Below are 13,592 nucleotides of genomic sequence, written 5' to 3' on the forward strand. Positions count from 1 at the left end.
CGACATGCCCGATCCCAACAAGATCGAGTCGATCAGCGAGCCGTGGATCGAGGCGGTGATCTACGTCCCAGACGAGTATCTCGGCAGCATCCTGAAACTGTGTCAGGACCGCCGCGGTATTCAGAAGAATCTGACCTACGTGGGCGGACGTGCTCAGGCGACGTACGAACTGCCGCTCAACGAAGTCGTGTTCGATTTCTACGATCGGCTCAAGTCGCTGTCGAAGGGCTATGCCAGCTTCGACTATCACCAGATCGGCTATCGCGAAGGGGACCTCGTCAAGATGAGCATCCTCGTCAACGAGGAGCCGGTCGACGCGCTGAGCATGATCGTCCACCGCGGCACCGCCGAAACCCGCGGTCGCGGCATGTGCGAGCGGCTCAAGGAACTGATCCCGCGCCATTTGTTCAAGATCCCGATCCAGGCGGCGATCGGCGGCAAGGTGATCGCGCGCGAAACGATCAGTGCGATGCGCAAGGACGTTACCGCCAAATGCTATGGTGGTGACGCGACGCGTAAGCGCAAGCTTCTGGAAAAGCAGAAGAAGGGCAAGCTGAAGATGCGCGAGTACGGCTCGGTCAGCATCCCGCAGGAAGCCTTCATCGCCGCGCTACGCATGGGCGATGAAAACTGAGCGAATGTCCATCGCCTCGGGCGTGATCCGAGGGGACGGGAGAATGGCCGTTGGGCACACGCCCTTCGACAAGCTCAGCACGAGCGGAGGGTTACGCGCCGACTCTCTTCCGTTCGCCCTGAGCTTGTCGAAGGGCGTGCCCGATCCGCCCACTCTCGACAAATACCCTCCGCTACACGTCATGGCGAGCGTAGCGAAGCAATCCAGAGCCAGATCAGGACTCGCTGGATTGCTTCGCTACGCTCGCCATGACGGCATAACCGTCGCGATCAATACGCCCGCGCCACCGCAAACTCGACCGCCTCGACCATCGCATCCTTGATCGCGCTGTCGGCGAAGATCGCCAGCGACTCGATCGCGCGCTGGCCGTAATGCCGCGCCCGTGCCAGCGTATCGTCGACCGCACGCGTGCGGCGGACCAGATCGATCGAATGCGCGAAATCGGCGTCGCTGGCACGACGGCCCTCCACTGCGTCCCGCCAGAACGCCCGATCCTCGTCGCCGCCGCGCGCATAGGCGAGGATCACCGGCAGCGTCATCTTGCCTTCGCGGAAATCGTCGCCGGCGTCCTTGCCCATCGTGCCCGCATCGCTGGTATAATCGATCGCATCGTCGACCAGCTGGAACGCGATGCCCAGATTGCGGCCGTAGGAGTCGAGCGCCTGCTCCTCCGCCGCCGGGCGGTCCGCGACCACCGCCGCGATCCGGCAGGCGGCGGCGAACAGCGCCGCGGTCTTGGCGTGGATGATGTCGAGGTAACGTTCCTCGGGCAGATCGACGCGCCGCGCCGCGGTCAACTGGTTGACCTCGCCCTCCGCGATCACCGCCGAGGCGTTCGACAGGATCTCGAGCGCGCGCAGATTGCCGCCCGCCACCATCAGCTCGAACGAGCGCGAGAACAGGAAATCGCCGACCAGCACGCTGGCGGGATTGCCCCAGATGATGTTCGCGGTACGCTTGCCGCGGCGCAGGTCCGATCCGTCGACGACATCGTCGTGGAGCAAGGTCGCGGTGTGGATGAACTCGACCGCCGCGGCGAGCAGGTGGTGGCGGTCGCCGCCGTACCCGACCAGTCGCGCGCCTGCGAGCGTCAGCATCGGGCGCATCCTTTTGCCCCCGCCGGCGATCAGATGCCCGGCCAGCTCCGGGATCAACGGAATCTCCGATCGCATCCGTTCCACGATCACGGCATTGACGTGATCCATGTCGGCGGCGACCAACCCGATCATCGGATCGAGCGAGGGCGTGTGCCCGGGAAGTCGGTGCAAGGTAGCGCTCATCTGTTCCTGCCCTTAGGGGGAGGCACGCGCGCAACGCAAGCGCGGGCTGCATGACCATTATCGCTTTGACGGGGAAGCCGTGATGACCGACGACGTTCTGAAGGGCTATCGCAAGAGCATCGACAACATCGACGCCGCTTTGGTCTGCCTGCTCGCCGAGCGCTTCAAGATCACCCAGGCGGTCGGCACCTACAAGGCGCAGACCGGGCTGCCCGCCGCCGATCCCGGCCGCGAGGAGGCACAAATCGCGCGCCTGCGCCAGTTGAGCGAGGAGGCCGAGCTGGACCCGGAATTCTCCGAGAAATTCCTGCGCTTCATCATCGACGAGGTGATCCGCCACCACCGCGCCGCCGCCGCAGGCTGAGTCGTCAGCCGGTCGACTGCGCAGCGCGACGCACCGTCAACCGCGCGATGACGGCATCGGCCATCTGCTTGAGATGCATCTGCTCATACGCGCCGAAGTCGGCGCGTGGCGTGCGGTCGAAGACACAGAAGGCGCCGATCGGCATATGCCCGGCATCGACGAGCGGCGCGCCGGCGTAGAAACGCACCTGCCCGCCGTCGATCAGCAACGGATTGTCGGCAAAGCGCGGATCGGCGCGCGCATCCTCGACGCAGAAGACGTCGCGCGGCGTGATGATCGTGTGCCCGCACAGCGACATGCGGCGGCTATAGGTGCGCGAGGTGACGCCCGACACGGCGATCAGATAGGCCCAGTCCTGCGACAGGATCGACACCGCCGCCATGCCGGTCCCCAGCTTCTGCCGCGCCTGCTCGACCAGATCCACCAACACGACGTCGTCGCGCGCCTCGAGCGCACCTGAGGAGATCACCGCGCGTTCGCGCGCCGCTTCGTCATTGGGCGTGGGTGCCGGCGCATAGATGGTAACCCCCATTAACACCAACGTTCCCGAGCCTTCATTTCACTCTCGAAGCGACGTTCGTGATCATGCGTCGCACGTCGATCGTCGAAATGCAGCTACAATATTCGGGTGTCGCCGGCAACAATCGGCTTGTTCTCGAATGCGTTTTGTAAGAATTGGCACATGCTTTGCCAGCTTCGTGCATCTGCTTTGGCATCATAGCCGAAACCTTCATGCCCCGCCGGCATGTCGCTATCGGTAAAGGCGTGACCGGCATGACCGTAAGCGTGAACCTGCCAGTCGGCCCGCGCGGCGGTAAGTTCCTCGGCGAGTGCGACAACTGCCGATGGCGGGCCGAGCGGATCGTCCCAGCCGTGGCAGATCAGCAGCGGCACGCTGATCGGAGCGACCGTTTCCCACCCGGGTCGGTCGTATACGCCGTGGAAGCTCACCCCGCCGCGGATCGGCAACCCGGCCCGCGCCATGTCGAGCACGCACTTGCCGCCGAAGCAATAGCCGATCGCCGCGACGTTCTCGGTATCCACCTCGGCCTGCGCCGTCAGCGCGTCCAGCGACGCGCGCAGTCGCTCGCGCAGCAACGCGCGGTCGGCGTTGAGTTCGTCCATATAGCGGCTGGCGCCCTCGCCGCGGTGCGTGCGCTTGCCTTGCCCGAAAACATCGCAGGCGAAGGCGGCATAGCCGAGCGCCGCCAGCGCCTCGGCCGTCAGGTTGTCCGATTCCTTCTGCCCCAGCACGTTGGGGATCACGAGCACAGCGGGCCTCGCGCCGATCTGCGCATCGTCCCAGGCGAAGACGCCCTCGAACGGCCCACCGGGCCCGTCATGGACGATAGTACGGCGACGGATCGTCATGAACGCGCTCTCCTGTTGTGTCGATCGAACCTTTCGCTAGATCGGAGCCATTCGCCGGACAAGCAGCGGGGGGCATGATGCAGATCAGGAAGGACGATCCGGCCGCGCCGCACGTCGCCGCACTGCTCGCGCATCATCTCGCCGAATTGCGGGGCGATATGGCCGAATTCGCCTTCGCGCTCGACGCGACCGGCCTGTCCGCGCCCGAGGTCACGTTCTGGACCGCGTGGCGCGACGACGTGCTGGTCGGGTTCGTCGCGCTGAAAGCGCTCGACCCGCGCCAGGGTGAAGTCAAATCGATGCGCGCCGCGCCTGCGGCACGCGGCACCGGCGTCGGTCGCGCCCTGCTGGATCATGTGATCGCCATCGCTCGCGAACGCGGCTACGATCGGCTCAGCCTCGAAACCGGAACGGCCGCGCTGTACCAGCCGGCGGTCGGCCTATATCGCAGCGCCGGGTTCGTGCCGTGCGACGCCTTCGCCGACTATCGCCCCAGCCCGCACAACCAGTTCCTGACCCTGATCCTCTAACGGGAGAACCCGATTGCCGACGCTCGTCCTCATTCGCCACGGCCAGTCCGCCTGGAACCTCGAAAACCGCTTCACCGGCTGGTGGGACGTCGACGTCACCGAAAAGGGCGCGGCCGAGGCGCGCGCTGCGGGCGAACTGATGGCCGCGAAGGGGCTGGATTTCGACCAGACCTTCACCTCGCTTCAGACCCGCGCGATCAAGACGCTCAATCTCGCGCTGGAGGCGATGGGGCGGCTGTGGCTGCCGGTCGAGAAGGACTGGCGGCTCAACGAGCGGCACTACGGCGGGCTGACCGGGCTCGACAAAGCCGAGACCGCCGCCAAACATGGCGACGAGCAGGTCCACATCTGGCGCCGCAGCTTCGACGTGCCCCCGCCCCCGATTGAGCCGGGCAGCACCTATGATCCCTCGGCGGACCGCCGCTACGCCGGGATCGACGTCCCCGCGACCGAGAGCCTCAAGGACACGATCGCGCGCGTCCTGCCGTATTGGGAGGGCCGCATCGCCCCCGCACTCAAGGATGGGCAACGCGTACTGATCTCGGCGCACGGCAATTCGCTGCGCGCGCTGGTGAAGCATCTGTCGGGAATTTCGGACGACGAGATCACCGGACTGGAAATCCCGACCGGCCAGCCGATCGTCTACGAACTCGACGAAGCGCTCAACGCGACCGATCGTTACTATTTGAACGAGCGTTGATCCTTCATCGCCCCGGCGACGGCCGGGGCCGAGTTGGGAAGGTCGTGTGATAGCGCGCCACGCTCCGTCACCAACGTCGCGTAACTGGACCCCGGCCTTCGCCGGGGTGACGAGAGAAGCGGAGAGCGGCGGGCACGTTAGTGTCCGCCACCCTCACACCGCCGCGCGCACCGCGTCGCAGATGCGATCGACCACCTGCTCGACCTGCGTCGGATCGTCACCCTCGGCCATCACGCGGATCACCGGCTCGGTTCCCGACGGCCGGATCACCAATCGGCCGCGTCCCGCCAACTCCGCCTCGGCGTCGGCGATCACCGCCTTCACCGCGTCGGTCTCCAGCGGCTTGCCGCCGGAGAACCGCACGTTCTTCAGCAATTGTGGCAGCGGCTCGAACCGGTGCAGCACCTCGCTCGCCGGCGCGCCGGCGCGGCAGATCTCCGCCAGCACCTGCAACGCCGCGACCAGCCCGTCGCCGGTCGTCGCATAATCGCTCAGGATGATGTGCCCCGATTGTTCGCCGCCGACGTTATAGCCGCGCCGCCGCATCGCCTCGAGCACATGCCGGTCGCCGACCGCGGTGCGGATCAGCCCCAGTCCTTGCGCCTTCAGATGCCGCTCCAGCCCGAGGTTCGACATTACCGTCGCGACCAGACCGCCGCCCGCCAGCCGCCCGGCGCGCGCCCAGCCCGCGGCGATCGTCGCCATCAACTGATCGCCGTCGACCACCCGGCCCTTTTCGTCGACCACGATCAGCCGGTCGGCGTCGCCGTCCAGCGCGATCCCGATCTCGGCCTTATGCGCGATCACCGCCGCGGACAGCGCCTCGGGATGGGTCGAGCCGATCTTGTCGTTGATGTTGAGGCCGTTGGGATTGACCCCGATCTGAACGACGTCGGCACCCAATTCCCACAACGCCTCGGGCGCGACCTGATACGCGGCACCATTCGCGCAATCGACGACCACCTTCATCCCGTCGAGCCGCAGGTCGCTGGGAAAGGTCGATTTGGCGAAATGGATGTAGCGTCCGCGCGCGTCGTCGATCCGCTTGGCGCGTCCGATCTCGCCGGCCGGCGCCAACGCGACATCGCCGTCGATCGCCGCCTCGATCGCCAGTTCGTCCTCATCGGACAATTTGTAACCATCCGGGCCGAACAGTTTGATTCCGTTGTCGAAGAACGGATTGTGACTGGCGGAGATCATCACCCCCATGTCGGCACGCATCGACTTGGTGAGCATCGCCACCGCCGGGGTCGGCATCGGCCCCACGAGGGTCACGTCCATCCCGACGCTGGTGAACCCCGCCTGCAACGCGCTTTCGAGCATATAGCCCGACAGCCGCGTGTCCTTGCCGATCACCACCCGGTGACGATGCTGCCCGCGCAGGAAGTGCCGCCCCGCCGCCATCCCGACCTTCATCGCCATGTCCGCGGTCATCGCGCCGGCGTTGGTCAGGCCGCGAATACCGTCGGTGCCGAAATATTTCCTTGCCATCGTGTCTTCCGTTCGCTTGGCCCAGAAGGGTCCCATAATCGCGGACGAGCAAAAGGCGAAGATACCGCATGTCGCAAGCTACCCGCATCCTGCTGTCGCTGCTGATCGGGCTGGCGGGCGGCGTCGCGCTCGCCAGCGTCGCGAGGGATGCGGTCCCCGGCACGATTGCCGTCGCGGAGCCGATCGGCGCGGCATGGCTCCACGGCTTGCAGATGACGATCGTTCCGCTGGTCGTGTCGCTGCTCGTTACCGGCGTCGCGTCGACCGCCGAGGCAGCACGCGCCGGACGGCTCGCCGGGCGTGCGATCGCGCTCTACGTCACCTTCCTGTTCCTCTCGGCGGTGATCGCCGCGGTCGCGACTCCGCTGATCCTCGCGATCGCCCCGCTCCCCGCCGCCTCCGCGCAGGCGTTGCGGGCGGCGCTGGTCGGCGCGGGCAAGGTGCCGTCGGTCCCGCCGCTCGGCGAGTTCTTCGCCGGGATCGTCCCCACCAATATCGTCCACGCCGCCGCCAGCGATGCGTTCCTGTCGCTCATCATCTTCACGCTCGTCTTTGCCTTTGCCATCGCGCGGATCGATGCCGAGGGACGTGCCTTGCTGGTGCGCTTCTTCACCGCGCTGCGCGATACGATGCTGGTGGTGATCGATTGGGTGTTGTGGATCGCGCCGCTCGGCGTGTTCGCGCTGGCGCTGGTGGTCGGCGCGCGGGCCGGATCCGGCGCGTTCGGCGCGCTGGCGCACTACATCCTCGTCGTCGCCAGCGTCGGGGTGATCGTCACGCTGCTCGCCTATCCGGTCGCCTGGGCCGGCGCACGGCTCAACCTGACCGACTTCGCGCGCGCCGCGCTGCCGTCGCAGGCGGTGGCGATCAGCACCCAATCTTCGCTCGCCTCGGTGCCCGCGATGCTGGAAGGCGCACGCGCGCTCGGCGTGCCGGTGCGCACCGCCGGGGTGACGTTGCCGCTCGCCGTCGCGATCTTCCGCACGACCGGCCCGGCGATGAACCTTGCGGTCGCCATCTATGTCGCGACGTGGTTCGGCGTCTCGCTGTCGCCCGCGACGCTCGCGATCGGGGTGGTGGTGGCGACGCTCACCTCGCTCGGCTCGGTCAGCCTGCCCGGCACGGTCAGCTATGTCAGCGCGATTGCCCCGATCGCGGGCACGATCGGTGCCCCGATCGCCCCGCTCGGGCTGCTGGTGGCGGTGGAGACGATCCCCGACATCGTTCGCACCGTCGGCAATGTTACGATGGATCTGGCGACCACCGCCTGGCTGGGGCGGCGCGAACCTAGGGAGTAGCGCGCCGCGGCCGGCTGCCGAAGGCGTAGAGCGCGCAGCCGGTCCAGATCAGCGCAAAGGTGGCGATATGCACCCCGCGCAACGGCTCGTGGAACACCAGCACCGCCAGCAGGAATTGCAGCGTCGGCGCGAGATATTGCAACAATCCCAACGTCGAGTAACGCAGCCGGCGCGCCGCGGCGGCGAACATCAGCAACGGCGCGGCGGTCACCGCTCCCGCCAGCACCAGCAGCAGGTCGATATCGCCGCGCCCGAAGACCGGTTGGGGGCTGAGCCACAGCACCGCCAGCGCCGGCCCGACCAGCAACGCGGTCTCGACCGTCAGCCCGCCCAGCGCATCGATTGCCGCCACCTTGCGGATCAACCCGTAAACGCCGAAGCTGAACGCGAGCGTCAGCGAGATCCACAGGGCCCCGCCGCCCGCGAACGCGAGCACCGCGACGCCGATCGCCGCCACCGCGACCGCCGCCTTCTGCACCGGGCCGATCCGCTCGCCGAGCACGATCGTCCCCAGCGCGACGTTGAGCAGCGGATTGATGAAATAGCCGAGGCTCGCCTCCAGCACATGCCCGCTCTGCACCGCGAAGATATAGACCAGCCAGTTGACCGCGATCAGCGCGGCGGAAGCGCACAGCAGCAACAACGTCCGCCCCCGCGCCGCCGCCACGATCGGCCTGGCCCGCCGCATCGCCAGCACGATCGCGACGAGCAGCAGCAACGACCAGACCACACGATGCGCCAGCACCTGCAACGCCGGGACGCCGGTCAGCAGATGCAGATAGAGCGGGAGCAGCCCCCAGGAGACATAGGCGCCTACGCCGAGAAGCAGGCCGTTGCGCGTCGCTGATGTCGTCATGCGCGCCCTGTTGCCGGTACGGGGCGGCGACGCAAGCATCCGCTTACGGGGCCTTGCAGGTGTCGGCACCCGAATTTGTGGCAAGCGAAAGTTCCACCCACCTTTCCAAACTCGCCATTGGCTGTGCTATTGGTTTCGTGGGAGCAGCAGAGTGACCGTAAAACGCATCATGGCCCTCGTGGCTTATGCAGCGTTTACCTTTGGGTGCGTGCTGCTCCTCGTCATGCTCTGGATTTCGGTAAACCTTCTTGGCTTTCCGTGTGATAGCCCCAAGGACCCAAGGCCGTGCGCCGAAGTGGTGCCTTGGTTCTTCGCGACGCGGGGCCTCCTTCCGATCCCAGGAGTCTGGGCCGTGGTGACGCTGGGGACGTTCTGGCATCGCAGCAAGAAGTAGATGATTATCAGGCAGGTCCGGAATCGGGCGCAAACCGACCTGTCGCCCTCCAGCCCAACGCGATCGAAACTACCGTCGCTTCGCAGGAAACAGTCGCCCTGCCCGCGCTTTGCCCGTACCAGCGTGGCGCCATCATGCTGTCCCGCCTCGTCCTTACCGATGTCCGCAACCACGAAGCGCTGTCGATCGCGCCCGATGCCGCGCCCGGCTTCGTCGTGCTGTACGGCCCGAACGGGGCGGGCAAGACCAACGTGCTGGAGGCGGTGTCGCTGCTCGCACCCGGCCGGGGACTGCGCCGCGCCGCCTTGTCGGAGATCGCGCGCAGTGACGGGCCGGGCGGCTTCGGGGTGGCCGCCACGCTCGACGATGGCGTGACGCTCGCCACCGGCGCGCTGGCGTCCGCACCCGAGCGGCGGGTGGTGCGGATCAACGGCGCCCCCGCCCCCGCCACCGCGCTGGCCGAGCGCTTGGCGGTGCTGTGGCTCACCCCGGCGATGGACCGGCTGTTCACCGAGGCGGCGGGCGGGCGGCGGCGCTTTCTCGACCGGCTGACGCTGGCGATCGAACCCGGCCATGCCCGCGACGGCGCACGCTACGAAGCGGCGATGCGCGACCGCAACCGGCTGCTTGCCGATCCGCTTCCCGATCCCGACTGGCTCGCCGCGCTGGAGGCGCAGATGGCGCAGCATGGCGCAGCGCTCGACGTCGCCCGCCGCCGCACGGTCGCCGCGCTTGATGCGGCGCTCGCCGCGCAGCCGGCGGGGGAGATCGCGCGCGCGCGGATCGCGCTGGACGGCTGGAGCGGCGACGCCGCGTCGCTGGCCGACGCTCTCCACGCCGGCCGCATGCGCGACGCTGCCGCCGGGCGCACCTTGGTCGGCCCCCATCGCGCCGACCTGATCGTCACGCATGTCGACAAGGCGCGCCCCGCCGCCACCGCCTCGACCGGCGAACAGAAGGCGCTGCTCCTCGGGATCGTGCTCGCGCATGCCGAGTTGGTGGCGCGGCTGACCGGGCATGCACCGGTGCTGCTGCTCGATGAGGTGGCGGCCCATCTCGATCCCGTACGCCGCGCCGCGCTGTTCGCGCGCCTCGCCCCGCTCGGGCAGGTTTGGATGACCGGAACCGAACGCGCGCTGTTCGACGGAATCGATGACGCCACCTGGGTGGCGCTGCACGATGTCGTTACGCCCACAACATTTTCGCCATCGCCGCGTTGAACGATGATTCCTCGCTTTCTCCTCTGGGATATTGTCCGCTGACCGATCTCGCCGTTCCCGCCGATGACGCCCCGCGCACGCTGACCGAATGGCGGCGCGGCTGGCCGGTGGTGACTGCGGCGATGCTGGGTGCGGGGTTCGGGCCGGGGCTGTACCAGAATCTCTCCAGCCTGTTCACGCCGGGACTGGAGGCGACATTCGGCTGGTCGCGCGGCGACATCGCCACCGCCGCCGGGCTGGCGCTGGGCGGGGCGATCGCGGCGCCGCTGATCGGACGCGCCGCAGACCGCTTCGGGGTACGTCCCGTCATCGTCGCATCGATGCTGCTGTTGGGCGCCGCCTATCTGTGGCTCGCGGCGATGGGGATGCACGGCGGTCGCGCGATCTGGCGTTACCAGCTTGGCGTCGTGCTGCTGGTGCTGGCGCTGCCGGGAACGAGCAGCCTCGCCTACGGCAAGCTGATCGCGGCACGCTTCGTGCGCGGGCGCGGGATGGCGCTGGCGCTCGGCACTTCGGGGCTGGCGCTGGCAACGATCGTCGCCGCACCCCTTCTAGGCGCCACCATCGCCAACTTCGGCTGGCGCACCGGCTTCGTCGCGCTGGCGGGCGGCTCGGCGGTGCTCGCGCTGCCACTGATCTTGCTCAGCCTTCGTGCGGTGGCGTTGCCCAGCCGGTCCGATCCGCGCCGCACCACCTTGCCGGGAACCAGCGCGGCCGCCGCGCGGCGCGACCGGCGCTTCTGGATCATGGTCGCCTCGGCCTGGCTCATCAACGCAGCCACCACCGGCTTCGTAACCCAACTCGTCCCGATCGGGCTCGAACTCGGGCTGCGCCCGGCGCAGGCGGCGCTGCTGCTCACCAGCTTCGCCTCCAGCGCGATCGCGGGACGGCTGCTGGTCGGCTGGCTCGTCGATCGGTTGCGCCCGCAACCGGTCGCGGCAGCGTTCGCGATTCTGTCTGCCGCTTCCTTCGTCGCATTGGCGTTTGCGCCGTCGGGGCTGGCGCTGCTGCTGGCGCTCGTCTTTTTCGCGGGGTTGATGAACGGCGCGGAGAACGACCTGCTGCCCTTCTTCGCCGCGCGGCTTTTCGGGCTGCGCGCCTATGCCGAAATCTACGGCACCGCGATGCCGATCGCCCTGTCGGGCACTGCGGTCGGGATCATCGGCTTCGGCCGGCTTCACGATCTGACTGGGGGCTATGCGGGTGCGCTGACGCTCGGCTGCGGTGCGCTGCTGCTCGCGGCCTTGTGCTTCCTGATCCTCCCCGATCGCGCAGGGGATGACGGCGACGACGCCGCCCGCTAGCGCGCCTCAATGCCCGACTCCTCGTCCCTTCCGAATCGCAGCGAGTGGCGCACCGGGTGGCCGATCGTGCTTGGCGCCGTCGTCGGCAGCGGCGCGGGTCCGGCGTTGTTCCAGAACCTGTCGAGCATGTTCATGCCGGGCATGATCGCGGAGTTCGGCTGGAGCCGCGCGGGCGTCGCCGCTGCCAGCGGACTGGGCTTCGCGGGCAGCCTCGCGGTGCCGTTGCTCGGGCGTGCGGTCGACCGGTTGGGGGTGCGGCCGATGATCGTCGGCTGCATGATCGCGCTCGCCGCCGCCTATCTCGGCATGGCGACGATGCACGGTCAGCTCTGGCATTATCACCTGCTGGTGCTCGCGCTGGCGATGACGGTACCGGGCACCAGCGCGCTCGCCTACGGCAAACTGATCGCCGCGCGCTTCGTCGCGCATCGCGGGCTGGCGCTCGGGATTGCCACCGCGGGGCTGCCGCTGACGACGTTGCTGCTGCCGATCGGGTTGGCGGAAGTGATCGACGATTTCGGCTGGCGCGGCGGGTTCGTCGCGCTGGCGGTCTATTCGGCGTTGATCGCCTTGCCGATCGCCCTCGTCGCGATCCGTCGCGCCGGTCCCGCCACCCCTGCCATGTCCGCCGAGACGACGCAGGTCTCCGGCGTCACCGCCCCGCAGGCGCGGCGCGATCCGCGCTTCTGGCGGTTGGGGCTGACCGGCTTCTTCGTCAATCTCGGGACGATCGGCTTCGTCACGCAGCTCGTGCCGTTCGGAATCGACCACGATCTGACCGGCAAACAGTCAGCGCTGCTGCTCACCGCCTTCGGCGCGTCGCAGGTCGCGGCGCGCGTCACGTTCGGCGCGCTGATCGACCGCTTCCCGCCGCAGCGGATCGCCGCCACCGTCGCCGGCGTCTCCGCGCTTGGCTTCGCGGCGCTGCAATGGCCCGGGCTCACCCTGCCCGGGCTGGCGGCCAGCGTCTTCTGCGCCGGGCTGATGAACGGCGCGGAGAACGACCTCTTTCCCTATTTCGCCGCGCGGCTGTTCGGCCTGCGTGCCTATGGCGAGATCTATGGCACGCTGATCGTCGTCGCGCTGGTCGGCAGCGGCGCCGGGATCATCGGCTTCGGTGCGCTCCACGACCGCACCGGCGGCGATACGGCGGGTTTGGCGGTGGCGAGCGGCGCGCTCGCGGTGGCCGGACTGCTGTTCGCCGGTCTGCGCGACCGGCCCGCGCAGGGCTAGGTTTCGCTTTCGCTACACTGTCCGGCTGCCTATAGGATCGGCATGGCAGAACCTCAGAATACCAGCGAATACGGCGCCTCTTCGATCAAGGTGCTGAAGGGCCTCGACGCCGTCCGCAAGCGTCCGGGCATGTACATCGGCGATACCGACGACGGCTCGGGCCTCCACCACATGGTGTTCGAGGTGAGCGACAATGCGATTGACGAGGCGCTGGCCGGGCATTGCGACCGGATTGACATCACGCTGAACGCCGACGGGTCGGTGTCGGTGACCGACAACGGCCGCGGCATCCCGACCGGCATCCACCCGGAAGAAGGCGTCTCGGCGGCCGAGGTCATCATGACCCAGCTCCACGCCGGCGGCAAGTTCGAGAACACCAGCGACGACAATGCCTACAAGGTCTCGGGCGGCCTGCACGGCGTCGGCGTCTCGGTCGTCAACGCGCTTTCCGAATTCCTCGACTTGACGATCTGGCGCGACGGCGAGGAGCATTACATGCGCTTCGCCCACGGCGATGCGGTCGCGCCGCTCAAGGTCGTCGGCCCCGCCGAGGGCAAGAAGGGCACCCGTGTCACCTTCCTGCCCTCGCCGCAGACGTTCAAGATCACCGAATTTGACTTCGAGAAGCTCGAGCATCGTTACCGCGAGTTGGCGTTCCTCAACTCGGGGGTGCGCCTGTTCCTGAACGACGCGCGCCACGAAGAGCCGAAGTCGATCGAGCTGTTCTACGAGGGCGGGATCGCCGCGTTCGTGAAGTGGCTGGACCGCAACAAGCAGCCGCTGTTCCCCGATCCGATCTCGGTGGCGGGCACCCGCGACCATGTGACGATCGAGGTCGCGCTGGAGTGGAACGACAGCTATTACGAGAACGTCCTCGCCTTCACCAACAACATCCCGCAGCGCGACGGCGGCACGCA

At 67.9% G+C, this 13,592-nt stretch carries 13 protein-coding genes and 1 pseudogene; 9 read left to right on the forward strand and 5 right to left on the reverse strand.

Going from position 1 to position 13,592, the window contains the following annotated elements:
• Positions 1-634 (forward strand): annotated as a pseudogene (locus tag AADI75_RS14705) (elongation factor 4); the annotation flags it as partial.
• Positions 635-903: 269 nt separating this feature from the next.
• Here AADI75_RS14705 and AADI75_RS14710 read toward each other — a convergent pair.
• Positions 904-1,914 carry a polyprenyl synthetase family protein gene (locus AADI75_RS14710; protein WP_341209756.1) on the reverse strand — a complete coding sequence of 337 codons (1,011 nt, stop codon included), beginning with the start codon at positions 1,912-1,914 and terminating at the stop codon, positions 904-906.
• Between the two features lie 82 nt (positions 1,915-1,996).
• On the opposite strand from AADI75_RS14710, the gene AADI75_RS14715 reads away from it, so the two are divergent.
• Positions 1,997-2,278 carry a chorismate mutase gene (locus AADI75_RS14715; protein ID WP_341209757.1) on the forward strand — a complete coding sequence of 94 codons (282 nt, stop codon included), beginning with the start codon at positions 1,997-1,999 and terminating at the stop codon, positions 2,276-2,278.
• Between the two features lie 4 nt (positions 2,279-2,282).
• On the opposite strand, the gene AADI75_RS14720 is transcribed toward AADI75_RS14715, so the two are convergent.
• The gene (locus tag AADI75_RS14720; protein WP_341209758.1) at positions 2,283-2,810 is read right to left on the reverse strand and encodes a GAF domain-containing protein; all 528 of its coding nucleotides are present in this window, start codon (positions 2,808-2,810) and stop codon (positions 2,283-2,285) included.
• 83 nt (positions 2,811-2,893) lie between these two features.
• Entirely contained in the window at positions 2,894-3,649 is a 756-nt protein-coding gene (locus AADI75_RS14725; RefSeq protein ID WP_341209759.1) for a dienelactone hydrolase family protein, read from the reverse strand.
• Between the two features lie 74 nt (positions 3,650-3,723).
• On the opposite strand from AADI75_RS14725, the gene AADI75_RS14730 reads away from it, so the two are divergent.
• Together AADI75_RS14730 and gpmA are read left to right on the forward strand one after the other, a co-directional pair.
• Positions 3,724-4,179 carry a GNAT family N-acetyltransferase gene (locus AADI75_RS14730; RefSeq protein WP_341209760.1) on the forward strand — a complete coding sequence of 152 codons (456 nt, stop codon included), beginning with the start codon at positions 3,724-3,726 and terminating at the stop codon, positions 4,177-4,179.
• A 13-nt stretch (positions 4,180-4,192) separates the two neighbouring features.
• Entirely contained in the window at positions 4,193-4,879 is a 687-nt protein-coding gene (gene gpmA, locus AADI75_RS14735; protein WP_341209761.1) for a 2,3-diphosphoglycerate-dependent phosphoglycerate mutase, read from the forward strand.
• A gap of 153 nt (positions 4,880-5,032) precedes the next feature.
• On the opposite strand, the gene glmM is transcribed toward gpmA, so the two are convergent.
• Complete coding sequence (glmM, locus tag AADI75_RS14740; RefSeq protein WP_341209762.1) at positions 5,033-6,370, reverse strand: phosphoglucosamine mutase; 1,338 nt, start codon at positions 6,368-6,370, stop codon at positions 5,033-5,035.
• 68 nt (positions 6,371-6,438) lie between these two features.
• Here glmM and AADI75_RS14745 point away from each other — a divergent pair, with 68 nt between their 5' ends.
• Entirely contained in the window at positions 6,439-7,668 is a 1,230-nt protein-coding gene (locus AADI75_RS14745) for a cation:dicarboxylase symporter family transporter (RefSeq protein ID WP_341209763.1), read from the forward strand.
• Here AADI75_RS14745 and rarD read toward each other — a convergent pair.
• Positions 7,658-8,524 (reverse strand): EamA family transporter RarD, encoded by an 867-nt coding sequence (rarD, locus tag AADI75_RS14750; protein WP_341209764.1) that lies wholly within the window; start codon positions 8,522-8,524, stop codon positions 7,658-7,660. The two genes, AADI75_RS14745 and rarD, sit on opposite strands and share 11 nt — an antisense overlap.
• A 528-nt stretch (positions 8,525-9,052) precedes the next feature.
• Between rarD and recF the strand changes: the two genes are divergently transcribed.
• From recF to AADI75_RS14770, 4 genes are all read left to right on the forward strand, one after another.
• A complete protein-coding gene (gene recF, locus AADI75_RS14755) occupies positions 9,053-10,138 on the forward strand; it encodes a DNA replication/repair protein RecF (RefSeq protein WP_341209765.1) in 1,086 nt (361 codons plus the stop codon).
• Entirely contained in the window at positions 10,135-11,442 is a 1,308-nt protein-coding gene (locus AADI75_RS14760; RefSeq protein WP_341209766.1) for an MFS transporter, read from the forward strand. The genes recF and AADI75_RS14760 overlap by 4 nt, the downstream gene beginning before the upstream one ends.
• A 9-nt stretch (positions 11,443-11,451) precedes the next feature.
• On the forward strand, positions 11,452-12,675 hold the full coding sequence (locus AADI75_RS14765) for an MFS transporter (protein WP_341209767.1): 1,224 nt from the start codon (positions 11,452-11,454) through the stop codon (positions 12,673-12,675).
• A gap of 42 nt (positions 12,676-12,717) precedes the next feature.
• A partial coding sequence (locus AADI75_RS14770; RefSeq protein WP_341209768.1) for an ATP-binding protein occupies positions 12,718-13,592 on the forward strand: 875 nt, incomplete at its 3' end.

This window comes from uncultured Sphingomonas sp. (assembly GCF_964021865.1).
Taxonomy (GTDB): domain Bacteria; phylum Pseudomonadota; class Alphaproteobacteria; order Sphingomonadales; family Sphingomonadaceae; genus Sphingomonas.

Bases quoted from the DNA above. Each gene is read 5' to 3' on its own strand.
- AADI75_RS14710 (WP_341209756.1), bottom strand. From the start codon at position 1,914: ATGAGCGCTACCTTGCACCGACTTCCCGGGCACACGCCCTCGCTCGAT.
- AADI75_RS14715 (WP_341209757.1), top strand. From the start codon at position 1,997: ATGACCGACGACGTTCTGAAGGGCTATCGCAAGAGCATCGACAACATC.
- AADI75_RS14720 (WP_341209758.1), bottom strand. From the start codon at position 2,810: ATGGGGGTTACCATCTATGCGCCGGCACCCACGCCCAATGACGAAGCG.
- AADI75_RS14725 (WP_341209759.1), bottom strand. From the start codon at position 3,649: ATGACGATCCGTCGCCGTACTATCGTCCATGACGGGCCCGGTGGGCCG.
- AADI75_RS14730 (WP_341209760.1), top strand. From the start codon at position 3,724: ATGATGCAGATCAGGAAGGACGATCCGGCCGCGCCGCACGTCGCCGCA.
- glmM (WP_341209762.1), bottom strand. From the start codon at position 6,370: ATGGCAAGGAAATATTTCGGCACCGACGGTATTCGCGGCCTGACCAAC.
- AADI75_RS14745 (WP_341209763.1), top strand. From the start codon at position 6,439: ATGTCGCAAGCTACCCGCATCCTGCTGTCGCTGCTGATCGGGCTGGCG.
- rarD (WP_341209764.1), bottom strand. From the start codon at position 8,524: ATGACGACATCAGCGACGCGCAACGGCCTGCTTCTCGGCGTAGGCGCC.
- recF (WP_341209765.1), top strand. From the start codon at position 9,053: ATGCTGTCCCGCCTCGTCCTTACCGATGTCCGCAACCACGAAGCGCTG.
- AADI75_RS14765 (WP_341209767.1), top strand. From the start codon at position 11,452: ATGCCCGACTCCTCGTCCCTTCCGAATCGCAGCGAGTGGCGCACCGGG.